The sequence below is a fragment of the Geothrix sp. SG200 genome, from assembly GCF_022808935.1.
GTDB lineage: Bacteria > Acidobacteriota > Holophagae > Holophagales > Holophagaceae > Geothrix > Geothrix alkalitolerans.
This window is the reverse complement of record NZ_JAKZFR010000001.1, coordinates 730,657-755,681: the sequence shown is the minus strand read 5'-3', so window position 1 is coordinate 755,681 and position 25,025 is coordinate 730,657. Positions and strand designations below refer to the sequence as shown.

The window sequence follows — 25,025 nt, the reverse complement described above, 5'->3', positions numbered from 1 at the left end:
AGAACTGGGCTCGCACCGGCCATGCCCCAGCGAGGAGCAGGAACAGCAGGGCGATCATGCGGCTCATGACGATGACCGGGAGAGGGTGATGGTCCTGGAGAAGCTCTCGCGTACCCAGGCCAGGAAGGTCTTGAATTCGGGATAGCTGGAGGGTTCAGCCAACAATGTCGTGGTGCGGACCTTGAGCAGCACGCGGATCTCGGAGGGGGAGTCCCCGGGGCCAGCGGTCCAGTTCACCTCGCCGAAGGTATTCGACCGCTGGATCGGAGGAGCGCCGGACCAAACGAACCCCTGCGGGCATACGATGATCGCCTGGTATTCCTGAAGGCCGAGTAGAGGGAGCGCGATCCGTTCCTGGCGCTGGGCCGGAAGATCCCTCGGAAGGTCCATCGGAGAATCCACCAGCGGAAACGGGTTCACCTCGATGTGGCGCGCTGCATCCCGCTCCCTCACGGCATCGCATTTCCACTCGAAGGGACCTCTGTTGTAGGGGCCTACCGTGGCCGTCTCGATCTGCACGGCCGCATCCCTCTTCTCGAGAATCTCCTTGAGGTTCTTGTTCCGCTCCGCGGGAAGCATGGACCACCACTGGGCGCGTTCCTCCCAATCCTTGATGCCGGTACTGTGGGAGGTCAGATGGATCTGATCCCGATCCTCGCCCACGATGGTGGTCACCTTCACCACCTGCGTATTGCGGGATCCATCCTGGATCGGCACTTTCACGACCTGGTAGCCCCACTTGGGGTCGGCGGGCGTGAGCGCCAGAGCCTCCGTTCCCTGGAATTTCGGCAGAATGAGGTCCGGTGGCGCAAAGCGTCGGGCCGGTTCGATGAAGATCGGCGGCGCACCCTCCTGTTCGATCATCAGGACCCAGTCCCCCAGTTGGGCGATGTTGCACTCCTTGGGCCTCAGCTTCCGCTCGCGCCGGTCGACCATGAACACGGGCTTGGCCGGAATCCCAGACGAACCGAGCAGGCTCCAGAGAAGGAGGTGAAGGCCGGCGCCGGTGGTTTCGCCGGTCTTCAGGACCTCTCCAAAATCCCGAGGATCGATCTTTCGCTTGTTCTGCTTCTCCGAACGGGCCGCCAATTCCTCGGGGGTGAGAGCCGTGACGTCCAGAAACCGGGCCACCAGGCGGCGATGCAGCTCGAGCGCGGCCGCTTGCCGGGAAGGCGGGAGCCCTTGGCGGATCTCGTCCGAGAAAGCTCCCCAGACCTTCCCGTACTGGATTTTCTGATCGTAGAAGGGCCGGTACCAATGGTTCGCAACCTCCTCCCAGAACACCTTCTCCCCCTTCTGAGACGCCTCCACCAGGTACCGGGGTTGCTGGTACAGGACGAAGCGGGGATTGTCCTTGGCGCTCTCCTCCGAATAGGGCACCCACTCGTAGGCCGGGATCTCCTTGAAGATCGCCTTCCTGAATCCCTTCCCGTTCACGATCTGAGCGCCCCGGGGGCCGGTCTGGAGGTCGTAGCCCCAGGCGAGGTCGTCATAGACCTCCAGTTCCAACCGCCGGGTTGGAAGCCGTGCCCCCAGGGAGAACACCCGGTCCTGCACCTGGTAATCCCAGAAGGGCCCCGCGAGCCCAAAGAAGGCCCGCTCGGTCCACTGGATCTGCACGACGCAATCCGACGTCAGTCCGGGGGGGATCACCGAAGTACGGTTAAGAGACCCCTTTCCGGTCTCCACCAGAGCCTTGGTCTGGAAATCGGAAGAAGCCTTGAAGGGGGTCTCGACCCCTCCTCGCGCGATGGTTCGGCCCTCGATGGTGCTCGTGGGCAGGAATTTGGGGAACTCCACCGCATTCCTGCCTTGCTCGTTCAGGACACGGATAAGGTAGGCGTGCTCCACAGAGGCGGCATGAAACCTGATCGTCCGTTCGAGGATGATGGCGCCGAAGCCCTTGGTTTCGGCCTCTTTGACCTCCCACACGTCAGGTTTGATCTGCGGTAGCTCCGCCATCAGGCCACGCAGGCACAAGATCATCAGGGCTGACGCCATCAGGTGGGTGCGCATGGATCAATCCTCAAGGAGGGATGGATCCATCCTAAATCTGAAGGTGAAAGGCAGCCTCAGGAAGTTATTGCCAGAGGCTGAAGTCCGCAATCCGCAGGAAGGCCTGGCGGAGACGGTGGAGAAGGCTGAGGCGGGCGGCGCGGAGGGCGGGGTCGTCGCACTTCACCATGACGGCGTTGAAGAAGGCCTCCAGGGGCTCGGCCAGATCAGCGAGGGCCGCGAGCAGGGCCTTCTGGTCGGCGGTACCCTCGAGCCGGCCGAGGTGTTCAGCCAGCACTTTCTCCTCTGCCTGCGCCAGCAGGCCTCTATCGAAATCGCCTGCGGCGATTTCGTCCTTCAGGATGTTCCCGATGCGCTTGGCGCTCTGGGCGAGGCTGGCGAAGCGGGCGTCCTCCGCAAAGGCGGACAGGGCCTCGCAGCGGGCCTTGAGGTCCGCCAGGTCTTCCCAGCCCGCGGCCAGGGCGGAGCGGCGCACCGAACCGGCGTACCCGGCCAGCTCCAGCTGGTAGGCCACGCGGTCCTTGAAGAAGGCCAGCAGGGTCTCGCGGGTCTCGGCCTCAGGCTTCGTGGCCTTGGGGCCAACCACTTTCAGGGCCGCGCCGATGAGGTCCCCAGGCGTGAAGGGCCAGCCCTGCTCCCAGAGGATGCGGACGATCCCCTGCCCCGCACGGCGCAGGGCGAGGGGATCCTTGGAGCCGCTGGGGATGAGCCCCACGGCGAAGCAGCCCGCGACCGTGTCGAGCTTGTCGCAGAGGGACAGCAGGCAGCCCATGGGTGTGCCGGGGATGGCGTCCTCGGCGCCGACGGGCCGGTAGTGCTCCTTGACGGCCTTCCAGACCTCCTCGTGGGCGCCTTCGTGCTTGAGGTATTCGCCCCCCATGACGCCCTGCAGCTCGGGGAACTCGCCCACCATCAGCGTGCGCAGGTCGCACTTGGCCATGCGGGCGGCCTCCAGGGCGCGGTCGATGTGTTCGTCGTCCGTGGAGAGGCGCGTGGCCAGGGCCTTGGTGAGGGCCACCACGCGGCCGGTCTTGTCGTGGTAGCTGCCCAGCTCCCGCTGGAAGGTGAGGGCCTTCAGCTTCTCCAGGCGGTCGGACAGGGGGTGCTTGCGGTCCTCGGCGAAGAAGAATCGCGCGTCGTAGAGGCGCGCCTTCAGCACCCACTCGTTGCCGGCCTTCACGAAGCCCGCCGGGTCGTCCGTGCGGTTGGCGGCCGTGAGGAAAAACGGCAGCAGGGCCCCGTCCGCCTGCTCGATGCAGAAGCTCTTCTGGTGCTCGCGAAGGCTGGTGACCAGCACCTCCTTGGGCAGCTCCAGGAAGTCCGCGGGGAACTCGCCGCGCACGATCTTGGGGAACTCCACGATCTCCGCCAGGGTGTCCAGCAGCTCGGCATCGGACACCACCCGGCCCTTGACCTCGACGGCGAGCGCCTCCAGCTGCTCCGCGATGCGGGCGCGTCGGACCTCCAGGCTGACCACGACACCCGCGACCTCCAGGGCCGCCTCGTAGGCCTCCGGTGTGGCGACCTTCACGGGCTCGGGATGTTGGCGGTGGAACAGCCGGTGGCCCCAGGTGGTGGCGGTGGCGGTGACGCCATCCACCGTGATGGGCACGACCGCCTCACCGAAGAGGCAGAGGATGTTCCGGATGGGCCGTACGAACTCGAAGTCCGACGAGCCCCAGCGCATGGCCTTGGGCACGTGCAGGCCGGCGACGAGGCCCGGCAGGGCCTCCGCCAGCAACTCCACCGTGGGCCGCCCCTGCTTCGTGAGCGTTACCACCGCGCAGGGCTCCTTCTTGCCCGCCGGCTGCTCGAAGCGCACCGCCGAGAACGGCAGCCCCCATTTCTCCGCGAACTTCTCGCCCTGAATCGTCGGTTTGCCCTCCGCGTCCACGCACATGCGCTGGGGTGGGCCCACCTGGATCTCGGTTTGATCAGGCTGGGAGACGGGCAGGCCCGAAGCGCGCCAAGCCAGCTTGCGCGGGGAGAAGAAGGTCGCGAGGCCGGAGGTCGCGAGGCCCTGCCCTCCGGCCCAGGTCGCGAAGGCCGTGGCGAATTCGTCCGTCAGCGGCCCCAGGAACCGCGCCGGAATCTCCTCGCAGTGCAGTTCCAGCAGGAAGGTCGAAGTCCCGCTCACTTCGCACCCCCCTTCCCAGCCACCGCGCTTTTCTCGGCGCTCTCCGCATTCTCGGCGGTTGGCGTCTTTGCAGTTTCAAAGTCCAGATGCGCCCTCGCGCAGGCGCACGCCAGGTCGCGGACGCGCTTGATGATGCCGGGGCGCTCGGTGGTACTCACGGCGCCCCGGGCGTCCAGCACGTTGAAGGTGTGGCTCATCTTGAGGGCCTGCTCGTAGGCGCTGAGGAAGTGGCCCAGGTCGTTCAGCAGCCGCCAGCCCTCCTTCTCGTAGGCATCAAAGAGGGTCTTGTGCAGGTCCAGGTCCGCGTGCTCGAAGCTGTAGGCGCTGAGCTCGAACTCCTCGCGCTGTCGCATCTGGCCGTAAGTGACGGGGAACACGCCGTCGTCCGTCTTCACCTCGCCGTGCACCAGGTCGAAGATGTTGTCGTAGCCCCCCAGGAACATGCAGATGCGCTCGATGCCGTAGGTCAGCTCGGCCGAGACGGGCCGGCAGTCCAGGCCGCCCACCTGCTGGAAGTAGGTGAACTGGCTGATCTCCATGCCGTCCAGCACCACCTGCCAGCCCACGCCCCAGGCGCCGAGCGACGGCGATTCCCAGTTGTCCTCCTCGAAGCGGAGGTCGTGCTTGGAGAGGTCGATGCCCAGGGCCTCCAGGCTCTCGATGTAGAGGTCCTGCACCTTGGCGGGGCTGGGCTTGAGGATCACCTGGAACTGGAGGTGCTTGTAGACGCGGAAGGGGTTCTCGCCGTAGCGGCCGTCCGCCGGACGGCGCGAGGGCTCCACGTAGGCCACGTTCCATGGCTTGGGCCCCAGGGCGCCGAAGAAGGTCAGCGGGTTCATGGTGCCCGCGCCCTTTTCCAGATCGTACGGCTGGCCGATGAGACAGCCCCGGTCGGCCCAGAACCGCTGCAGGCGGAGGATCAGTTCCTGGATGTGCATGGAGGCCCACCAAAACGAGCATTGTAGCGGGTTTTCGCCCTCTTGATAAGCTGCAGGGATGCAGATCCGGCCCGCCCTCCCCGACGACGCCACGGCCCTCGCGGCCCTGGGTGAGCGCCTGTGGCGCGAAACCTACACCGGGCTCATCCCAGCTTCGAATCTGGAGCTGCACCTGGCGGAGACCTTCGGGCCTCGGCAGCAGGCCGCGGAGCTGGCCGATCCCGCCTGCCGGACGCTGGTGATCGCGGAGGGTAACGCCCTTCTGGGCTACACCCTGCTCCGAGCCTGTGGCCCGGAGGAAGGAATGGCCTCTTTCCACTTCGTCAATCCGCTCGAAGTGGCCCGGTTCTATGTGGATGCCTCCCTGCACGGCCGTGGCGCCGCCCAGGCGCTGATGGCGGCGGCGTTGGACCACGCGGCATCCGCTGGCCACGACGGCGTCTGGTTGCAGGTCTGGGAGCAGAATCCACGCGCCATCCGCTTCTACGCCAAGGCCGGCTTCACCGACGCCGGCGAAGCCACCTTCCGCGTGGGCGAGCAGGTGGACCGGGACCGGGTGATGCTCCGCCGCGTCACTGCCGGGAGATGAGACTCCGATCCGATTCGCCTCTCAGGGCGCGTCCTCAGCCGGTTCCGGGCCCTCCGGCTCGGCCGGGGCCGTGAGGCGGACATAGGCGAGTTGCGCGTCCCGGTCCCCCATGTCCATGGCCTTCCGGTACCACGCCAGGGCCTGGTCGCGATCGGCCTCGCCGCCCAGCCCCAGTTCGAAGAACCGCCCCATGGACGCCATGGCCGAGGCGCGTCCGAGCGCGGCGGATTCGGCGAAGGCGCGACGGGCCTTGGGAAGGTCCTGCAGGATGCCATCTGCGCCATGCTCGTAGAGGTTCGCCGCGTTCTCCCAGGCCAGCGCATGCCCCTGGGCCGCGGCCTTCAGGTAGAGCTCGAGCGCCCTACTGGCGTTCCTGGGGACCACCCAACCCCGTTCGTGGAAGATGCCCAACTGGCTCATCGAGGTCGGGTTCCCCTGGTCGGCCGCCATCTGGTAGTACCGGAAGGCCTCCGTGAGATTGCGCACCACGCCAAGCCCATTCTGATAGGCCCATCCGACCTGATGCTGGGCCCGCACCTGGCCCATGCTGGCGCCCATCTCGAAGCACTCGAAGGAACGGACCGGGTCCTTCGGGACGAGGACCCCGGCCATGAACACATGGCCCAGCTGGTACCACGCGAGCGCGAACTTCCGGTCCGCGGCTTCCTGGTAGTAGGCCAGCATCCGGGCCCCGTCCTTCTCCAGCCCCCAGCCATTCTCGGTGAACCAGCCCAGGAGGTAGACTGCGAAGGCCGATCCCAGGGCCTCCCCCTGTTTCAGCCAGGCGACGGCGCGCCGGTCGTCCGGAGCCACCCCCTCGCCCTGGTGGTACATCGTGGCCAATCGGCCGAAGGACCATGGTTCCTGCTCGGCAGCGGCCTTGGCGAACCAGGAGACCGCGCTCGCGGGATCCTTGGGGGTGCCCCGCCCGGTCGCGAAGCAGTCCGCGACCCAGTAGCACGCAGACCCCGATCCGAGGCGGGCGGCGGCCTGGAAGAGACGGAAGGCCTGTGTCTCCTGCTTCGCCACGCCCCGCCCCTCGAGGAAGAGCAGCCCGAGGCCCTCCAGGGCCGTAGGGTCCTCCAGGCATTCCGGACGCGTCCACCAGGAGACCGCCGAGGCGGGATCCGCAGGTGTCCCGATGCCCTCGGCCAGATACCTCCCCACCATGGCGGAGCCGTGGTGCTCACCCCGCCTGGAAGCCTCGCGAGCGAACGCCATGGCCTTTACGGGGTCCTTCGGGAATCCGGCGCCGCGTTCATGCATCCAGGCCAGGGTCGCGAGACAGGCGAATTGCGCGGGATCCCTCTGGGCCGCTCGGTCGAACCACCGCCGGGCCTCGGCTTCATCCCGGGCGGTGCCCCGCCCTCTCTCGAGGCATTGGCCGAGTTCGGCCATGGCATCGGGAAGCCCCTTCTCGGCCGACGACCGGAGCAGCCTGGCGTACCGGACTTGGTCTGCGGCCACCCCGAAACCGTTCTGGTACAGCTCCGCCAGATGGTAGAGCCCGCGCGCATTCCCCCTCGCCGAGCTGGCCTCGAGCCACGTCCGGGACTCTGCGGGATCTCTCGGGATCCCCTCGCCCCGGAAGAGCATCCTCCCGAGATGGGCCATCGCTTCGGGATCGCCGGCCACGGCCGCCTTCCGGTAGAGCTCCGCGGCCCTGCCCCGATCCCGGGCAAGCCCTTCCCCGCCAAGCCAGGCATGGTGCGCCTGCGCCAGGAGGTCTCCGCTGCCCTGCGCGGCGACGGGGAGCGCCGCGAGGATGAGCGTTGCCGCCGGAAGGGGCCAGGAGAGGGTTCGCATGGAGCTTGGATGGCCTTGACAGTGTGCAAACCTTATTCGTCCCTGGCAAGGGTCGGCCTGCAGCTGTGACTCCTGTCCTTGGCCCATCCTCGCGGTGCCCTGTAGAATCCTCGTTTCCCGGGGACCTGCATGACCCGAAAGATCGCACTCCTGGCCATCGGTGGAAACGCGCTTCTCAAAGAGAAGGAGCGCGGGCTCCAGGAGGAGCAGCTGGAGAACGCCCGGGAGACGGCGGAGATGCTGGCGCGGGTGGTGGCCGAGGGCTACGCCCTCTGCGTGGTGCACGGCAACGGGCCTCAGGTAGGCAACCTGCTCATCCAGCAGGAGGCCGGCTCGGGCCAGATCCCGCCCTACAGCCTGGACATCTGCGGGGCCATGACCCAGGGCTCCATGGGCTACATGCTGGAGCGCATGCTCATCAACCGCCTGCGCTTCATGGGCCTGGACGCGCCGGTGACCTCCGTGCTCACCGAGGTGGTGGTGGACAAGGAGGACAAGGGCTTCCAGGACCCGACGAAGCCCGTGGGTCCCTTCTACCCGGAGTTCCGCGCCCTGGAGCTGATGCGCTCCAAGCGGTGGAAGATGAAGGAGGACTCGGGTCGCGGCTGGCGCAAGGTGGTGCCCTCGCCCAAGCCCATCGAGATCGTCCAGCTGGAGGCCATCAAGACCCTGCTGCAGTCGGGCAGCTCCGTCATCGCGGGCGGCGGTGGCGGCATCCCCGTGATCCGCGACGCCAGCGGCTTCCTGGTGGGCGTTGAGGCCGTCATCGACAAGGACCGCCTCAGCGCCCTGCTGGCGGCCCAGCTGGACGCGGACCTGTTCATCATCCTCACGGGCGTGGCCAAGGTGGCCCTCGACTTCGGCAAGCCCACCCAACGCTGGGTGGATCGCCTCACCGCCAGTGAGGCCCGGAAGCACCTGGCGGAGGGCCAGTTCCCGCCCGGCAGCATGGGCCCCAAGATCGAGAGCGCCCTGGCCTACCTGGAAGGCGGCGGCCACGAGGTGCTCATCACCACCGCCGAGGCCCTGGCCACCGAGGACCCCGCCACCGTGGGCACCCGCATCGTGCGAGACTGAGGCCTCTTGGGAGAAAGCTTCCGATGTACGCCCTCATCCTCGTCCGCTACCGCCGCCCCCTCGCCGAAGTCGAAGCCGTCACGGAAGCCCATCGGGCCTACCTCGACACCTTGAAGAAGCAGGGCGTCCTCCTGGCATCGGGCCCCCTGGATCCCCGGTTCGGCGGCGCCTGGCTGGTGCGGGTGCAGGACGAGAACCCCCTCGCCGACCTGGACACCCTGCGCGATGGCGACCCCTTCCACAAAGCGGGCCTCGCCAACTACGAGCTGCTGCCCTGGAACGTGATGGCCGGCAAGGAATCGTTCGACCAGATCTGATCTCCGCCCGCCGGGCTTCCCCCGCAGGCGGAGATTCGTCCTCGATTCGCTCAGTGGCTGAGCTTGATGTCCACGGGGTTCTTGAAGGTGTCATAGAGGGGCGACGTCCGCACGACGCAGTCGTGGAGCTCCTGGATCTGCGCCGAGGTGCCGTTGCAGGCGAGGTTCACCTTCACGCGGATCTGGGACAGCCCGGGCCGGATGTTCTTGTCGAGTTCCAGGAAGCCCCGGATGTCGGAATCCGTCTCCATGTCGAAGCTGAGGCTGCTGATGTCCAGACCCATGGCCGCGGCCGCGTAGGCGTAGGTCACGCTCAGGCACGCGCTGAGGGCGTGCAGGGCGGCCTCACCCGCGTTCGGCGCCAGGTCCGTGCCCAGCAGGGCCTCCGGCTCGTCGGCTTCCAGGAACATCGGCATGCTCCGCTTGTGCTCCTCCCCCGCTCCGTAGAGCGAGTCGAAGGTGCTCTGGGAGTGGGCCCCGTTGATCCACTTGGCCTTGGAGCGGAAGGTGAACTTCGCAAGGCCGGGGTTTGCCTTCACCGCCGACACGGTGGCGTTCATGGCGTCCACGTTCACGCCGTTGTGGATGGTTGCGATGCTGCCCATGGATCCTCCTCGTGGATCGGGCGCTGCCCGGACGGGGGTTGGGCCTCCGAAGGGAAGCGCGTGTAGGACACCCACAAGAGTCCCGCAAGCCACGGGGCCCCCTGGAAAGAGACACCAGGATGGGCCCGGTCAAGCCTGAAACAAGGTCGCAAAATTCGAACCAGGGGCCCGCTGACCCATCTGTCGAAGGCACAGCTACTTCGGCGCCGGCGCGGCCTTGGCGGCTTCCGCCGCCTGTCGGGCCCGGGTCCGTTCCGCATCGCTGGGGGTGCCCCACACGGCCCGGCTGGGCTTCTGCTTCAACAGCTGCAGCAGTTCCTCCACGGAATCCAGGGAGCGCCGCAGCGCCTTGAGGCTGGCCTCCAGCTCCGGCTGGTCCTCGGCCCGGAACCGGGCCAGCAGCCCATCCGACTGCTGCAGCACCGACGCCAGGCTCACGAGGATCCGATCCAAGTCCGGCGCGCGCGTCTCGAGGAGGGCGCGGGTCACCGCCAGGCTCTTCTCCAGGTCGGCGAGGGCCTTGTCGGCCTCTCCCATGCTGCGGTCCGCATGGGCGGCCAGTCCGCGGCCATCCCTGGCCAGGGCCTGGAATTCGCGCAGGGTGGCATCCAGCGATCGCAGGGCCCGGGCCACGGAAGGATGCTCCAGCAGGTCGCCCAGCCCCTTCGTCTGGATGCGATCGCGCACCGCCTCCAGCGAGGTGTTCAGGCTGGCCAGGAGACGGTCCGCCCGCTCCAGCACGCCGCCCAGGGAGACCCCCTCCTCGCCTGGGATCCGGTCGCCCGGCACCAGGGGCACCGTGCGCATGTCTGACGGCGGCAGGCGCAGGTCCAGCATCACGCTGCCCACGCCCCTGGGGGCCACCACCGCCCGGGTGCCGCGCCACAGCTGGATGTCCGAGCGCACGGCCAAGGTCGCCAGGAAGTGGTAGTCCGTGCCCTCTCGCCGCATGTCCACCCGCTCCACGGATCCCACGCGATAGCCCTTCAGCTGAACGTCGGTGCCGGGGGCCAACCCCTCCATCTGTTCCAGCCGCACCACCAGCGGGTAGGTCTTCTCGGTCACCACCGCGGCGTTCTTGTAGGCCAGCAGCCCCCCGAAGAAGCCCAGCGCCAGGAGGACGAAGAGGCCCAGGCGGGCGTCCTGTTTCTCGAAGTTCATGACGGCTCCGAAGGCGAGTGGTGTGCGCGGAGATCCAGCGTCTGGAAGTCCGGCCCTGGCGGCAGGTCCGCCCCCTCCGTGGCCAGGACGAGGGTGCAACCGGAATCCAGGGCCCAGCCTGAGATGAGGCCGAGGGCCAGGCTGCGATCGGTGGCGTCCAGTCCCTCCAGGGGCGCGTCCAGGAAGATCAGCTCCGGGCCCAGAGCCAGCACCCGAGCCAGGTTGGCATGCTTCCGCGCCGCCGCGCTCACCGCATGGGGGCGGAGGTTCGCCACCGGCTCCAGCCCCAGCCGCGTCAGAGCTTCTCCAGTCCGGCGGGCGACCTCCCCTCGGGAGAGTCCCAGGAACCTCAGCGGGAGGGCCACATTGTCCGCCAGGCTGAGGTTCGACAGCAGCCCGCCGGTGGGGAAGGCGAACCCCATGCGGACCCGCCCCGCCAGTCCGAGGGCGCCCTCCCCTGGCCAGACAGGGATGCCCGCGACCGCCACCTCGCCAGCCCTGGGACGCTCTGTGCCGGCAAGCACCTTCAGCAGGTGGCCCCTTCCCATTCCGTCTGCGCCCGCCACCAGGAGGTTCTGACCCGGCGAGAGGTCCAGGTCCAGTCCCTCCACCAGAGGCCGGCCATCAGGGAGAGCGCAGGCGAGACCGCGGACCTGGAGCATCAGAAGTAGAAGCATGCGGCCAGGAGGCCGTCGACGACGAACACGGCCACCAGGGCGGAGACCACCGTCCTCGTGACGGCCTGGGGAACCTCGGTCTGGCTGCGCCGGACGCCAAGGCCGAAGTGGCAGGCGTGGAAGGTGATGGCGCCCGAGAAGAAGAAGACCTTCAGAAGGGTGGCCGTGAAATCCAGATTTGACAGCGCTTGTCGCACGGACTCCATGAAGAAGCCCCAGGTGATTCCGTATTTCAGCCGCGCCACCAGGAAGCCCCCCCCGAGGGCCGCCGCGTCGAAGCACACCACCAGGGCGAAGACTGCCACGAGCACGCCCACCCAGCGGGGCAGGAGCAGGTAGCGGTAGGGGTCCACCCCGTGGGCGGCGAGCGCGTCGACCTCTCCGTTGAGCTGCATGGTTCCCAGCTCGGCCGCGATGGCCGTGGCGCTCCGGCCGATGACCAGCACGGCGGTCAGCAGCGGGCCCAGTTCCCGCAGGATGATGAGCACCATGAGCGTGCCGATGTAGTTCTCCGCCCCCAGTCCGGAGAGCTGGCTGAAGGCCTGGATGAGCGTCACCGCGCCAAGCAGCAGCGCCGTGCCCGCCACGAGCACCCCGGCATCGAGACCCGTGAAGCGGATCTGGAGCTTCGTCTGCCCGCCCACCACGGCCAGCTGGCCGGCCCGGAGCGCCAGCCCGGAACGCAGGGTCCGCCATACCAGGTGCGCCTGGTCGCCCAGGAACTCCAGGAAGCCGCGCGCCGGCGCGCCAATCCGCGCTAGGAAAGCCATCATTCACCCGAGGGATGGCTCCAAGGCTAGCAGAATACCGGCGGCCCTAGTGCCCGGCCACGAACCCGTCGGCGTAGTCGATCACGGTCACTGTTCGGTAATCCCGATGGGGCGCCGAGCCGGCACCGGCCTGATGGAGATCCGGGTTGAAGAGGTTCTTCCGGTGGCCGCGGCTGGCCACCCCGTCGTCGACCAGCAGCTGGATCACCACCTGCCGGGCCTCGTCCTCGCCGGCGCTGATGTTCTCCGCGATGAGCCCCTGCCATCGGCCCAGCCGGTTCAGGCGGACCGAGAGGCTGCTGCCGTCGGAGCCCGTGTGCTCGATGCTGCCCTTGGGGCCGATGTCCTGCGCATGGAGGCGGGCCGCCCGGGCCAGACCTTCGTTGAAGCGCAGGGGACCCACCGGCTTGGCGGATTCCAGGAACCGGATGGCCTCGTCCAGCGCCGCCACGCCTTCCTCCGTGCGGAGCGGCACACGCTCCGGCCGCTTCCACAGGGTGCCTTCGAAGTACGGCCGCAGCTCCCGAAGGTGCTTCGCATAGGCCTTGGGCTGCACCCGGGCATCGCTCATCTCCTGGACCACCGCCCGCTCGAAGGCCGTGGCCTTCGCCGGTTCACCGGACACCGCATGGATGGGAACCAGCAGCGCGGCAAGGAACAGGATGGCGATCCTCATGGGCATCTCCCGACGGACCCTCAAGGATAGGCGCTCTTAGAGGGCCGGTTCATCGGCTCCGGTGGCAAGAAGCTGGGCCGAGGCGCTCCGCACCCAGGGCAGCCAGGGATGGATCCGGCAGGCCAGACAGAACCCGAAGAAAGCCTCGAGGCCCGCGCAAGTCCCCAGGATCGACGCCATGGCCAGGCCGAGGGACCGGAGCTCGGCCAGGAGTGCCAGGCCGATGCCCAGGGAGAACAGGAAGCCCACGGAAGCCGCGAAGCGCTTGGGGCCCGCATTGATTCGCCGCTCGGGAAGGCCCACCCAGCGACGGAGGGCACCCGCCGCACGGGCCACCGGGCTGAAGGCCGGGCGGCCCGCGGCGCGAAAGAGGAAATCCGCGGCCAGAGCCAGGACTGCCCAGCCCCGGCCCTGCCAGACGCACACCCCGAGGAGGGCCAGCGACAGGAAGGCGGCGATCCGCCCGGCCGACTCATCGGTCAGGTCCGGCGTGATGGGGCAGCTCGGTCCCGGGCGAATCGCCTTCTGGTTCATCGCACCCCCTCAGATCGCGGGTCCATCGATCTCGGCGAAGAGCGGATGGGTGAGGTAGCGCTCGCCGGTATCGCAGAGCACGGCCACCACGGTCTTCCCCTCGCCCAGCTCCTTCGCCACCTCCAGGGCCGCGAAGACGATGGCACCGGTGCTGATGCCCGTGAGCAGGCCTTCCTCCCTGGCCAGGCGGCGGGCGATGGCGATGGCGTCGTCGTAGCCCACGGGGCGGACGCGCTGGAAGGCCTTCCGGTTCAGGATGCCGGGCACGAAGTTCGGCCCCAGGCCCTGGAGCTTGTGCGGGCCGGCCTTCCCCTCGCTGAGCAGGGGCGACGTCTCGGGCTCCACGGCCACCACCAGGGTGCCGGGCTTCTTCTCGGCCAGCACCTCGCCCACGCCGGTCACGGTGCCGCCGGTGCCCACGCCCGCCACGAAGGCGTCCAGCTCGGGCACCTGCTCCAGCACTTCCAGGGCGGTGGTGCGGCGGTGGACGGCGGGGTTGGCCGGATTCTCGAACTGGCGCACCAGGAAGTAGGAGGGGTCGCCGTCCGCCAGCTCCTGGGCCTTGTCCACGGCGGCCTTCATGCCGCCGGAACCCGGCGTCAGCAGCAGCTCCGCGCCGTAGGCCTTCAGCAGGGAACGGCGCTCCTGCGTCATCGTGTCGGGCATCACCAGCGTGATCTTGTAGCCCTTGGCCGCCGCCACGAAGGCCAAGCCGATGCCGGTGTTGCCGCTGGTGGCTTCCAGCAGGGTCATGCCGGGCTTCAGCGCGCCGCGGGCCTCCGCGTCCTGGATCATGCTGAGGGCGATGCGGTCCTTCACGCTGCCGCCGGGGTTGGCGCTCTCGAGCTTCACGTAGACCTTGGCCGAGCCCTTGGGCACGAGGCGGTTCAGGCGCACGACGGGCGTGTAGCCCACCAGCTCGTAGGCGTGCTCGACGCGGTTGGGGCGATCGGTGGGACGGGCCATGGGTTCCTCCTGGGTTCGGGCAGGGCCGGAATCCAGGAGTATGAAGGGAAATTGGATATTGTCAAGTTTGTCAATTCTTTTTGTTATGTATTAAAGTAGCTCTCCAAGGGAGGCATGTCATGCGCGGATCGGCCAAGGGGCGCTACGGCTTGCAGTTCATGGTGGAGCTGGCCCTCCAGGCCGGCCACGGCCCCGTGCAGGTGGAGGTGGTGGCGGAGCGCCAGGCCCTGCCCTCGAAGTTCATCCGGGTGCTCCTGGGGCCCCTCAAGGCTGCCGGCCTGGTGAAGGTGCAGCGCGGTCCCAATGGCGGCTGCCAGCTGGTCCGGCACCCCAGCCACATCACGGCCCTGGAGGTGCTGGAGGCCCTGGAGGGCCGCCTGGGCCCGGCCAGCCTGCCCCCCGACGCCACCCCCGGCGCCCGCGCCGTGCGGGACCTCTGGACCCGCAGCACCGAGGCCGCCCGCACCGTCCTCCGCAGCGCCACCCTCGCTGACCTCGCCTTCAAGCAGCAGGCCCTCGAAGTGGACAGCCACGGATATTCGATTTGACCGACCGCCGGATGGCGAAGTAGAGGACTTGATGTCCTCTGCGAAGCCAGGATCCGGCGAGGAGGTCATGCCACAGGACCGCCGGATGGCAGAGCAGAGGACTCGATGTCCTCTGCGGAGCCAGGATCCGGCGAGGAGGTCATGCCACAGGACCGCCGGATGGCAGAGCGTATCCCGTCAGTCCCCCTCGAACCGGAAGGTCCCGATGTCCACGGTGCGGCCCGGACCCTCCAGGCGCAGGGTGATCGACTTGTTCTCGACCCGCCCCGTCCCGTAGCGGAGGTACAGCTCCAGGGTCACCGTCGTGGCGCCGATGGCGGTCTGCTCGCGGGTGCCGTAGAACCGGGCCCTGACCGAGTAAGCGCCTGGAAGGGCGCGGCGCAGGAGGAACTCCTCCGGTCCGTAGCCGGCGGTCACGTCCTGGCTGATGCGACCCCCGATGGCGGTCCGGTTGTGGCCGTAGAAGCACTCCTCGCCCCGGGGATCCACCACGTGCAGGTCCATGTCGCTGTTGTCCGTGTCCCAGTTCAGCACCACGCGCACATCCACGGGCAGGTTCGCCACCAGGCGGGGATCGATGGCCGAGGCGTCGAGCTTGGTGTTCGAGGTCGCCAGGAGGGCATTGAGCTCACCGAGGGCGATGAGGTTCACCTCATGGAACCGCCCGTCCCAGGGCGTCTTCACCAGCTCCCAGAAGAGGCCCACGGCCTTCTGGGGCTGCCTGGCCTCGACCAGGGCCAGGGCCAGGTCCCTCCGGCTCTGGGGCTCCTCCTCCCGGATCCGCAGCACCTCGCCGAAGGTCCACACCGCCAGGTCCGGCAGACCCAGCTGGCGGAGACGGTAGCCCAGGATCCGCAGCAGGGGGGCGCTCTCCAGCTTGAGCTCCGCCAGGTTGGAGAGGATGCGCAGGGCCAGGTCCTTCTCGCCCTGGTCCCGGAAGAAGTCGGAGACGTCGAGGAAGAAGCCCGGCGTCTTCCCGTAGGTCTCCCGCTGCCGGAGGTAGAGGGTGTAGCGGTCCTTGGCCGGGGCGGCCTTCAGTTCCTTCAGGTAGGGCGTGTCGGGCGACCAGGGCTTGAGGTCGATGGTCCCCATGGCGGCCGACTCCATCCCTTCGGTCACACCGGGCGAGAGGTTCGCGGCCGTGTTGACCTCGGTCCGATCTGAAACAGGCACCGACGCCACCACCTCCACCACGGCCTGGGCGGGTGGGCGATTCCGCTGGGTCCGACCCGCCCCCGGGGGCGGGGGCGGGGGCGGCGGAGGTGGCGGTCCATCCTCGCGGCGCACGGTGCCGCCGACGACGCCCCCCACGACCCCGCCGATCACACCGCCGGGGACGCCGCCAGGGGCGCCAGGTGGCGGAGGTTCCGTGGACGAAGGCCGGGGCTTGGGCGGCACCTTGAACTCGGTGGCCCACCAGGCTTTCCGCTCCTCGAACTGCTTCACCAGCGCCTCGAGGTGGTCCTTCTCCCGCGTACCTGCATGCTGGGTCTCGTCGGCCACACGGCGGTCGTACTCGGCCCGGAGATCCTCCGGCGGGGCGATCCGGTAGCGCACATAGTCGGCCACGTCGTCGAGCACGATCAGGCTCGTGCCTTCGGTGACGAGGCCGTGGGCCTGGCCGAGGGCGAGGATGGCCTTGGCGTTCCGGGCCGGATCCAGCTCCAGTTCAGCGAGCTTCCGCTGGGCCCACATCCGCGCCACGGGCGCCGCTTCGGCGGCCTTGGCCGCATCGAGGTCGAAGGTCCGAGTCACCCGGACGCTGCGGCCGAACCCGAACTGGAGGGTGAGCCGGGCGCGCGGGGTCTTGAGGAGGCCCGCCAGCCCGAAGGGCCCCCGGACCACCCGCCCCGCGCCAGGATAGACCTCCGCCACTTCGCCACGCTCGGTGACCGCCCGGAGGAAGGCCAGGGGCCGGGTGGTGAGGGCCTTCAGGGCCTCCTCCGCGCTGAGGTTCTGGAGGTTGAGGTACTCGCCGCCCTGCCCTTCGCCGAGGGCCCGCAGGAGGGCGTGCTCGGCCGTCAGCGCGCTGTTGACCGCCACCAGGGGGGCCTCAGGGAACTGGGCCTCGCGGGGGCCGAAGGTGCCCAGGCCATCGGAGAACAGCAGGGTCTCGTCCACCCGCAGGTCCTTCAGCTTCACGGCGCCCAGGCAGGTCCCGCCGTCCAGCGGCAGGTTCTTGAGGTGGGCGATCAGGCCGGCGGCATTCCCGTCCTGGATCCGGAAGGCCTTCAGGGGCTCGGCCGCGTCACGGAAGACGGAGAGGTTCACCTCGCAGGTGCCCAGGCGCCGAAGGTAGGCCTCCAGCAGGCCCAGCTCCCGGGCCAGGTCGCGGTTCCGGGCGCTGGCCGAGGCGTCCCACACCACCAGCAGGCGCCGGGGAAGGGGCTTCGCCTCCCGGGCCATCCGCGGGTGCACCATCACGAAGAAGAAGTCCTGCCCGTCCCGGCGCTCCACGAACACCTGCCCGCTGTCGGAGGCCCGCGGGATGGACATCACGAGGGGTTGGTCCGGCAGGAAGTCGCTCCGCACCTCCTCCGCGAGGTAGCCCCGGCGCACGGACTTGAACGGGAAATTGGCCAGGGGGCTGGCCGTGGCCCGGGGCGCCACCGGCTGGTCCAGGACCTCCACCTTCAGGCCGAAGGTGGCCACCTTGTCCGTGAAGGCCAGGGGCAGCCGGTAGAGCAGCTCTCCGGGCCCGCTGTCCGCCAGCTCCTGCTCGTAGGCCAGGACCACCCGCTTGTACCCCCGGGCGGGAATGGGATACACCCGCGCCTTGAAGCTGTTGCCCACCGTCTTCTCGAGCAGGCCGGGATCCACGCCCCGGCGGACGATCTCCTCGAAGGCCCGGCGGCCCTTGGCCTTCTCCACCACCACGCCCTCGCGGAGCCGCCCGTTCACATCCATGGCGAAGCGGGAGACGGTCTGGCCCTCGCCGAGGGGGAAGACCAGCTCGCCCTCCAGCACTCGGGTCTGCGGGTTGTGGATGGTCAGGTCCCAGGTGGTCGTGGCGACATGGCCCACAACTTTCACATCGATCCTCAGATCGTGGATCCGGGCGGGCACGGATCGGTCCCCTTCCTGGATGCGGATCTGCGGCATGGGCAGCCGCTCCTGGGCGCACAGCGGGAGGAGGGCCAGAAGGGCGAGCGCGAAGCGGCGAAACATGACGCACCTGTGGGAGGGTTGGAACCACTGTAGCGGTCCCGCCCCTTCCGCCCCAGGAAAGATGATCCTAAGGTCTCCATCCTTGCCCGGGGACGCGCGCCCGTACGCGAAGAAGCCGCCAGGCGGCGGCTCCTTCGTCCAGGCCGGGACAGGCCTTCAGGGCTTGAAGTCCACCACCGTCCCCTCGGTGGCGGCCTGGCCCTTCTCCTTCACCTCCCCGGCGCGGTAGACCGCCCACCCGAGCAGGCCGCGGGGCACGGTCTTCGTCATGGCCCACTGCTGCACGCGGCTGTTGGCGAGGACGAGAACCATCATGCGCTTGGGGTTCCAGGGATTGGGGAAGGCGGCCAGGAGGCCGTCGTCGGGGCGGCCGTAGGTGCGGCCCTGCCACCGGAACCACCCGGCGCCAGTCTCGACGGGCAGCTTGCCTTCGGCCTGGAGGCGCGCCACCACGCCGTTGTCGGCGGGGCCGCCGAAGAGGACCAGGTCGCTGGCGGCCAGGTCGGCGTCGCCCACCTCGGCATCGGGCTGCAGGGGCAGCAGCACCTCGGTCATGTTGTCCGCCAGGGACTCGCGGTAGGCCTGCGCCAGGGTGCGCTGGGCCTCCACCTCGCGGCCGGTGCCGAAGACCAGCCTCGCGTGGCCCCAGTCGTCCAGCAGGTTGCCCGGCACCCAGGCGTTGGCCCGGGGCATGGGGAGGTCGCTCCCCGCGTTGAAGACCAGGCGCGTGGGCCGGGCCTGGCTGTGGAGCGTGAAGGTGGCCTGCGCGCCGGCCACGGCCAGCCGCTCCAGCTTCGCCCCCTGTTCCGTCTCCAGACTGGCGAAGGCCACGAAGGGATAGGCGAAGCCGGCCTGGGCCACCACCACCTTCACATCAAAGCCGTCCTTGACCTTCTCGACTCGGGCCTGGACCTTCGGCGCGGGCAGGTCCGCCCGCTCCAGCCAGGGCCGGACGAAGGGCGCGACGTCCTTCCCGGCCCCGTCGGAGAGCGCCTTGAGGATGTCGGCGGTGGAGGCCGATTTCCCGGCGAAGCGGCCTTGGACAGTCTGCATGGCCTTGGCGAAGGCGGCGTTGCCCAGCTGCAGCCGCAGCTGGTGCAGGGCGAAGACGCCCCGGATGCGGGGAATCTGGTAGGCCCCGTAGTGGTCGTAGTCGGTGACCGTGGCGAGCGGCGCCTTGACGCCCTCGACGCGCTCCAGCCAGAGGTGGCGCGTGGCGAGCTCCGCCAGGTCCGCGGACTGCGCCTCGAAGGCCTTGGCGGGGCTGGACGGCAGGTGCTTCAGCTGCCGCCAGTAGGCCGCAGACCCGCTGACGAACCAGTTGTCCGCGTCCGAGGCCGGCTTGACCGTCCCCGTCCACAGCCCCTTGGCATCAAACGAGAACGCCTCCTTCACCCCTGCCACGTCCGGCACCGGAGCCGCCTTCGCAGGCTTTTCCACACTCCAGGCCGCCCGAGCGGCCTGGAGCTTGGCCGTCACCCAGATCGGACTGAACGCCGTATACCCGTAGGTGAGGTGGGGCGTGGCGCCGGGCAGGTCGGCGATCCAGCGGCCGCCCACCATCTTTTCGCGCTGGGTGGTCTTGCCCTGGTGGGCGATGAAGACGAGCTTCTCCGCCATCTCCGAGGTGGTCAGCTTGCCGTCGCAGGCGTGGGGCCGGTTGATGGGGCTGCTGGCCAGGAGGCGAGTGGAGGCATCGATGTCGAAGCCGCCCTTGCCGTAGGCCTTGAAGGCCTCCTGGAAGGCGATGTCGCGGTTCCAGGTATTGAAGGCCAGGTCCGCGGGGGCGTTGTCGGGGTTGGCGACATACTCGCCGCGCACCTCCAGGTCCCGGTTGTTGTTGTTGGCCCAGATGAACTCGCGGTGGTGAGCGGGCGTGTCGGCTGCCTTGCCCTTGGTGCCGGTGCGCCACATCCGCGTCTTCTCGGTGCCCAGCAGGAAGCAGGCGCCCTCGTCGGTCTTGGTGTCGGCCATGGTCCAGTCGTTGGTGTAGAGGCCGTTGTTCTGCTTGAAGAGGATCTCGGCGGCCTCGTCGATGCTGTTGGCGTACTGGGCGGCCTTGCGGATGCGGTTGCTCTGGGGCGTGCCGTCGGGGTTGAAGGGCGTCTGACCCACGGTGGTCTCGCCCATCACCAGGCCCGCGGCATTCAGGTACCAGTCGGTGCCGCTGTGGATGCCGCCAGCGAAGGTCTGCATCACGAAGCGGTGGCCCTTCTCGGGGACGACGTCGAGCATCACGTTCCACTCGGTGCCCGTGTAGCCGTTCCACATGAACATCTGCGTGAAGATGAAACGGCCGGACTTGGTGGCGCCCTTGGTGGCCACGAAGGAGGAGCAGTGGTCGCCCTCGCCGCCCTTGGCCATCTCGTCGTCGCCGGTCATGAAGGTGCGGCCCGTGAGCGGGTTCGCGGCGCGGGCCAGGCCTTCCTGGAGGGAGCTCATGTCCACGACGCTATTGAGCGTCACGATGTCGAGCAGGTCCACGGGCCGGCCCTTGAAGGCGGCGCCAGCCTTCGCGGCGCCGTCGGCGATGCCCTTCATCTCCTCCAGGAACTCCACGTCGTATTTGCGGAAGAAGAGGGCGTCCGCGGTCTGCCGCTGGTCGGTCCAGCCGCGGACAGGGTCCGCCGCGTTCTTCAGCACCCCGAGCTTCGTCATGTAACGCACGATCTCGTCGGCCATCAGCTCGCCGTGCTGGCGGCCCCGGGCGTAGGGCGAACCTTCGATGTGCAGGAAGGTCCAGCCGCCCATCTCGTAGCGGAACCCCTTCCCGGCCCAGCGCACGGTCTGCAGAGGGATGAACTGGGTGATGTCCTCCACTTTCTCCAGCTTCAGGTTGCTGAAGGTGGCGGCGCCGGTGGCCCTGCCGTTGCGGCCCAGGTGCAGCTGCACGCGGTCCGTGGGACTGGTGGCCAGGAACAGCACGGAGACCTGGCGCTCGGAGGTGCCTGCCACGCTCTGGGAGGCGTTGGTGAAGGGGAAGCTCTCCATGGAGAGGCAGGCGCCCAGGGCCGTGGGGTAGCGGGCCAGGGCATCGGCCTTCACGCCCTGGGTGCGGAGGGTGGCGGTCAGGCGGTACAGCTCACCCACCTTCAGCGTCACGGGCGCCGACGCCAGCGTGGCCTCCGAGCCTTCCGGCGAGGCCGTCAGGCGGAGTCCCTGGGCCTGGGCGGTGGAGCCGGGCTTCAGGGCGAACCCGGACATGGGGATGTCGGCGGCGGTGGCCAGCACCGCCAGGGCCATCAGCAGCCCGGCGCGAAGCGTTCGGATCCCGACGCGAAGCGTTCGAATCATGGGGGAGCCTCCGCCCTCCAGCATGCCAAAACCCGCCGCGGAATTGCCTCGCTTTTTGAGGCACCCCCTTCATTGATTCCACCCCCTCAGGCAAAAAGAGGAACGCGAATAGCGCGAAGAGAGCCAAGACCGCGAAGAAAGACCATTGGCATTTCGGCATAGGACATCCGGGCATTCGGCCCCAGGTCGCGCCTGGCGCGGCCTGCTTCGTGCGCCCGAAGGGCGTTTTCGCGGTCTTCGCGTTCCCTTTTTTGACGGACCAGGCCGCCAGCCGAAGGGATGGGTTCGTCACACCCGCTACGCTGGAACCATGACGCTTCGCAAATGGACCTTCACCGTGGATCCCGAGGACGCCGAGCTGCGCCTCGACCAGCTCATCGCGAAACGGACGGACCTGTCCCGCCGGGCGGCCCGGGAGGCCCTCAAGTTGGGCGGTGTGCAGGTGGACCGCAGGCGGGTGAAGGTGGCCGGCAAGCTGGTGAAGCCGGGGCTCGAGGTCCGCGTGGCCTACGATCCCGACCTGCCGCCCGTGCCGACGACGGCCATCCCCATCGTGTTCGAGGACGCGTGGCTCCTGGCCGTGGACAAGCCGGCCGGCATCGCCACCCAGGGCACCTGGGCCACGGACCGCCACGACCTGCTGGCCCTGCTGAAGACCCAGCGGCCGGAGCTGAAGCTGTTCCTGCACCACCGCCTGGACCAGGGCACCTCGGGCCTGCTGGTGCTGGCCAAGGACGCCAAGGCGAACCCAGGCCTCGCTGCCGCCTTCGCGGACAGGAACCTTGAAAAGCTCTACCTGGCGCGGATCTCCGAGCCCCTGGAGGCCTGCACCATCGAGGCCCCCATCGGCCGCCTCCGGGGCGCCGACCCCGGCCGCTTCGGCTGCGAGGGCGACCTCATGGAGCCGAAATCCGCCCGCACGGACTTCCGCCCCGCCACGGCCGAGGAGACCGCAGGCCTCGTGCCCGGGCACTATGTCGTCGCCCGCATCCACACGGGTCGCACCCACCAGATCCGCGTCCACCTGGCCCACCTGGGCCGGCCCGTCCTGGGCGACGCTCTTTACGGTGGCGGTCCGTCCGACCGCCTCTGGCTCCACGCCTGGCGCCTGGGGCTGAAGCATCCCGTCACCGGCGAAGACCTGCGCCTGGAGGCCCCGCCGCTGCGGTTCCGGGTCTGACCGAAGCCGCTGGCCCCAACCTATCTCCTGGTCCAGAATGGGCCCACGGAGCCTCGACGGGCCCTGCACGGACGGCATGCATGAACCTCCCCGCCCCAGCCCCTGCCCGCGTGGCAGTCCTCATCCCCTGCTTCAACGAGGAGGCCGCCATCGCCCGCGTGGTGGCGGATTTCCGGGCGGCCCTGCCCGGCGCCGTCATCCACGTCTACGACAACAACTCGACGGACCGCACCGTCGAGGTGGCCCGGGCGGCCGGGGCCCTCGTGGGCTTCGAGACCGCCCAGGGCAAGGGCCACGTGGTGCGCCGCATGTTCGCGGACATCGACGCGGACGTCTACGTGATGGTGGATGGCGATGCCACCTATGACGCCGCAAGCGCCCCGGCCCTGGTGGACCTCCTGCGGAGCCGGTCGCTGGACATGGTGGTGGGCTGCCGGGTAGAGAGGGACACCCAGGCCTACCGCCGGGGCCACCGGTTCGGGAACCGCCTGCTCACCACGGCCGTGCGCCTGCTCTTCGGCCAGCGCTTCACGGACATCCTCTCGGGCTACCGGGTGTTCTCGCGCCGCTTCGTGAAGAGCTTCCCCGCGCTGTCCCGGGGCTTCGAGATCGAGACGGAGCTCACCGTCCACGCCCTGGAGCTGGCCATGCCCGTGGCCGAGCTGCCCACGCCCTACGGCGCGCGGCCGGAGGGCTCGGCGAGCAAGCTCCGCACCTACGCCGACGGGTTCCGCATCCTGCGCCTGATCGCCTCGCTCTACCGGAACGAGCAGCCGCTCCAGTTCTTCTCTGTCCTCTCGACCTTCCTGGCCCTGGCTGCCATCGGCCTGTCGGTGCCGATCTTCGTGACCTACTTCCGCACGGGCCTCGTGCCGCGGTTCCCCACGGCGATTCTGACCACCGGGATGATGGTCATCTCCGCCCTGGGCTACACCTGCGGCCTGATCCTCGACACGGTCACCCGGGGCCGCAAGGAGCTGAAGCGCATGGCCTACCTGGCCATCCCAGCCGTGGGCGGAGGCCCGGCCAGGGAGGAAGGGCGATGAACCCACCCCAGATGCAAGAAGGATGGACGTCCCGCCTGAAGGCCTGGGCCGCCCCGGGGGGCCTGTTCCTCTATGCCCTGCTCCTGTTCGGGGGCACCGCCTGGCTCCAGAAGGGCCTCTTCGAGCGGGACGGCTACTTCCACGCCCGCTTTGCGGCGCTGATGCCCACCCAGGGTCTGTCGCGGAGCTTTCCCTGGACCCAGCTGAGCACCTGGCGGGAGCACTTCTGCGACAAGGAGTTCCTCTACCACCTGGCCATGGCCCCCTTCGCGCGGATCGGCCACGACCCCATCCTGGGCGCCCGGATCTTCGGCGTGCTGCTGTCGGTGGCGGTCCTGGCGGCGCTCTACGCCGTGCTCCGGGCCCACCGCGTCCGTTTCCCGGCGTTCTTCACGGCCCTGACGCTGGCCACGGGCGGCCTCTTCATCGCCCGCCTGGGGATGCTCCGCTCCCATGTGCTCAGCATGCTGCTCCTGGTGCTGGGCCTCCACTTCCTGCTGCAGAAGCGCTGGAAGGCCCTGCTCGCCCTGGGCTTCGTCTATGCCTGGGCCTACACCGTCCCCTTCGTGCTGCTCATGACGGCGGTTCCCTTCGTGCTGGGTACCTGGCTCGGCGGCGAACGGCCGGACCTCCGGCTGCCCCTGGCGGCGGGGGCCGGCTCGGTGCTGGGGCTGGCCATCCACCCCTACACGCCCCTCACGCTCGAGACCTTCCTCACCTACGTGCAGGTCTTCCGCCTGGGCCTCCAGGGGTCGGCCGCCTCCGGCTTCGAGCTGGGCAACGAGCTCTACCCGTACTCCTGGCCGGTCTTCTGGGACATCTACCCCCTCCTGCTGATCCTGGCCTTCGCCCTGCCCCTGACCCTCCTCCTCGCCCGGAAACGCCTCGCCCCGGGCACCCTCGGCCTGGGCGCGGCGGCCCTCTTCTGGTTTGGCCTCACCATCGCCACGCCGCGATTCGCCGAGTACTCGGCCCTGCTCGTGCCTGCGGCCTGGGCGCTGGTGGCCCGCGACCTGTGGCCCCTGCTGGAGGCGTCCACCTGGTGGACCGCTCGGCGGCCCGTCCGCTTGGCGGCGGGGGCGCTGGCCCTGGCCGCGCTCGTGGGGTACCACGCAAGATCCCTGACGTTCTACCGGTTCTACCAGACTCAGGCTGCGCCTCCCCGGCACTTCACCGGCGCCTGCACTTGGATGGCCGCGAACCTGGCCCCGGGCGAGACGGTCATCAACCTCTACTGGGACGACTTCCCCGAGCTGTTCTACGACGGCTACCGGCAGCGGTTCCTCTGGGGCCTGGATCCCACCTACTCCCTGCGGGAGGACGCGGACCGGGCCAAGCTCCTGGAGCGACTGCGGCGGCACCAGGTCCGCCTGGACGCCGAGCAGATGAAGGCCCGGTTCCACGCTCGGTACCTTGTCCTCCGGGCCGCCCGGGCTCCCGGCTACCCCGAGCTCCGCCAGGCCCCCTTCCGGGTGGCCTACGAGGATCCCACCGCGCTGGTGGTCGCCCTGGATTGAGGG

The 25,025-nt window shown here is 69.0% G+C and carries 20 protein-coding genes; 7 read left to right on the top strand and 13 right to left on the bottom strand.

Annotated elements, in window-relative coordinates; genetic code table 11:
• Positions 1-63 precede the first annotated feature (63 nt).
• The 3 genes from ML539_RS03305 to ML539_RS03295 all read right to left on the bottom strand — a co-directional run bounded on the left by ML539_RS03305 (position 64) and on the right by ML539_RS03295 (position 5,091).
• Positions 64-2,016, bottom strand: a complete 1,953-nt coding sequence (locus tag ML539_RS03305) for a hypothetical protein (protein WP_243320609.1) — start codon at positions 2,014-2,016, stop codon at positions 64-66.
• Between the two features lie 64 nt (positions 2,017-2,080).
• Positions 2,081-4,153, bottom strand: a complete 2,073-nt coding sequence (gene glyS / locus ML539_RS03300) for a glycine--tRNA ligase subunit beta (RefSeq protein ID WP_243320607.1) — start codon at positions 4,151-4,153, stop codon at positions 2,081-2,083.
• Positions 4,150-5,091, bottom strand: coding sequence for a glycine--tRNA ligase subunit alpha (locus ML539_RS03295; RefSeq protein WP_243320605.1), 942 nt, complete (start codon positions 5,089-5,091; stop codon positions 4,150-4,152). The genes glyS and ML539_RS03295 overlap by 4 nt, the downstream gene beginning before the upstream one ends.
• Before the next feature lie 58 nt (positions 5,092-5,149).
• On the opposite strand from ML539_RS03295, the gene ML539_RS03290 reads away from it, so the two are divergent.
• The gene (locus ML539_RS03290; RefSeq protein WP_243320604.1) at positions 5,150-5,680 is read left to right on the top strand and encodes a GNAT family N-acetyltransferase; all 531 of its coding nucleotides are present in this window, start codon (positions 5,150-5,152) and stop codon (positions 5,678-5,680) included.
• 21 nt (positions 5,681-5,701) lie between these two features.
• Here ML539_RS03290 and ML539_RS03285 read toward each other — a convergent pair whose 3' ends face one another.
• Entirely contained in the window at positions 5,702-7,486 is a 1,785-nt protein-coding gene (locus ML539_RS03285) for an SEL1-like repeat protein (protein ID WP_243320602.1), read from the bottom strand.
• Positions 7,487-7,615: 129 nt separating this feature from the next.
• On the opposite strand from ML539_RS03285, the gene ML539_RS03280 reads away from it, so the two are divergent.
• Entirely contained in the window at positions 7,616-8,563 is a 948-nt protein-coding gene (locus tag ML539_RS03280) for a carbamate kinase (protein ID WP_243320600.1), read from the top strand.
• Between the two features lie 23 nt (positions 8,564-8,586).
• The gene (locus ML539_RS03275) at positions 8,587-8,880 is read left to right on the top strand and encodes a YciI family protein (RefSeq protein WP_243320599.1); all 294 of its coding nucleotides are present in this window, start codon (positions 8,587-8,589) and stop codon (positions 8,878-8,880) included.
• A gap of 50 nt (positions 8,881-8,930) precedes the next feature.
• On the opposite strand, the gene ML539_RS03270 is transcribed toward ML539_RS03275, so the two are convergent.
• The 7 genes from ML539_RS03270 to cysK form a co-directional block, all read right to left on the bottom strand.
• Positions 8,931-9,485 carry an OsmC family protein gene (locus ML539_RS03270; RefSeq protein WP_243320597.1) on the bottom strand — a complete coding sequence of 185 codons (555 nt, stop codon included), beginning with the start codon at positions 9,483-9,485 and terminating at the stop codon, positions 8,931-8,933.
• A 195-nt stretch (positions 9,486-9,680) separates the two neighbouring features.
• A complete protein-coding gene (locus ML539_RS03265) occupies positions 9,681-10,646 on the bottom strand; it encodes an MlaD family protein (protein WP_243320595.1) in 966 nt (321 codons plus the stop codon).
• The gene (locus ML539_RS03260; RefSeq protein WP_243320593.1) at positions 10,643-11,323 is read right to left on the bottom strand and encodes an ATP-binding cassette domain-containing protein; all 681 of its coding nucleotides are present in this window, start codon (positions 11,321-11,323) and stop codon (positions 10,643-10,645) included. Before ML539_RS03260 ends, ML539_RS03265 begins: the two co-directional genes overlap by 4 nt.
• Positions 11,308-12,096, bottom strand: a complete 789-nt coding sequence (locus tag ML539_RS03255; protein WP_243320591.1) for an ABC transporter permease — start codon at positions 12,094-12,096, stop codon at positions 11,308-11,310. Before ML539_RS03255 ends, ML539_RS03260 begins: the two co-directional genes overlap by 16 nt.
• 43 nt (positions 12,097-12,139) lie before the next feature.
• The gene (locus ML539_RS03250; protein ID WP_243320589.1) at positions 12,140-12,769 is read right to left on the bottom strand and encodes a CAP domain-containing protein; all 630 of its coding nucleotides are present in this window, start codon (positions 12,767-12,769) and stop codon (positions 12,140-12,142) included.
• 36 nt (positions 12,770-12,805) lie between these two features.
• Positions 12,806-13,303 carry a DUF4395 domain-containing protein gene (locus tag ML539_RS03245; protein ID WP_243320587.1) on the bottom strand — a complete coding sequence of 166 codons (498 nt, stop codon included), beginning with the start codon at positions 13,301-13,303 and terminating at the stop codon, positions 12,806-12,808.
• Between the two features lie 9 nt (positions 13,304-13,312).
• Entirely contained in the window at positions 13,313-14,269 is a 957-nt protein-coding gene (gene cysK, locus ML539_RS03240; protein WP_243320585.1) for a cysteine synthase A, read from the bottom strand.
• Positions 14,270-14,388: 119 nt separating this feature from the next.
• Between cysK and ML539_RS03235 the strand changes: the two genes are divergently transcribed.
• Positions 14,389-14,817 (top strand): Rrf2 family transcriptional regulator, encoded by a 429-nt coding sequence (locus ML539_RS03235; protein WP_243320583.1) that lies wholly within the window; start codon positions 14,389-14,391, stop codon positions 14,815-14,817.
• Between the two features lie 177 nt (positions 14,818-14,994).
• Here ML539_RS03235 and ML539_RS03230 read toward each other — a convergent pair whose 3' ends face one another.
• On the bottom strand, positions 14,995-17,985 hold the full coding sequence (locus ML539_RS03230) for a VIT domain-containing protein (RefSeq protein WP_243320581.1): 2,991 nt from the start codon (positions 17,983-17,985) through the stop codon (positions 14,995-14,997).
• Between the two features lie 156 nt (positions 17,986-18,141).
• On the bottom strand, positions 18,142-21,279 hold the full coding sequence (locus tag ML539_RS03225; RefSeq protein WP_243320580.1) for a C45 family autoproteolytic acyltransferase/hydolase: 3,138 nt from the start codon (positions 21,277-21,279) through the stop codon (positions 18,142-18,144).
• A gap of 310 nt (positions 21,280-21,589) precedes the next feature.
• Here ML539_RS03225 and ML539_RS03220 point away from each other — a divergent pair, with 310 nt between their 5' ends.
• The 3 genes from ML539_RS03220 (at position 21,590) to ML539_RS03210 (ending at position 25,022) form a co-directional block, all read left to right on the top strand.
• Positions 21,590-22,459: an RluA family pseudouridine synthase gene (locus tag ML539_RS03220; protein ID WP_243320579.1), complete on the top strand. Its 870-nt coding sequence runs from the start codon at positions 21,590-21,592 to the stop codon at positions 22,457-22,459.
• Positions 22,460-22,539: 80 nt separating this feature from the next.
• Complete coding sequence (locus ML539_RS03215; RefSeq protein ID WP_243320577.1) at positions 22,540-23,505, top strand: glycosyltransferase family 2 protein; 966 nt, start codon at positions 22,540-22,542, stop codon at positions 23,503-23,505.
• Positions 23,502-25,022 (top strand): hypothetical protein, encoded by a 1,521-nt coding sequence (locus ML539_RS03210; protein ID WP_243320575.1) that lies wholly within the window; start codon positions 23,502-23,504, stop codon positions 25,020-25,022. Before ML539_RS03215 ends, ML539_RS03210 begins: the two co-directional genes overlap by 4 nt.
• Positions 25,023-25,025 lie beyond the last annotated feature (3 nt).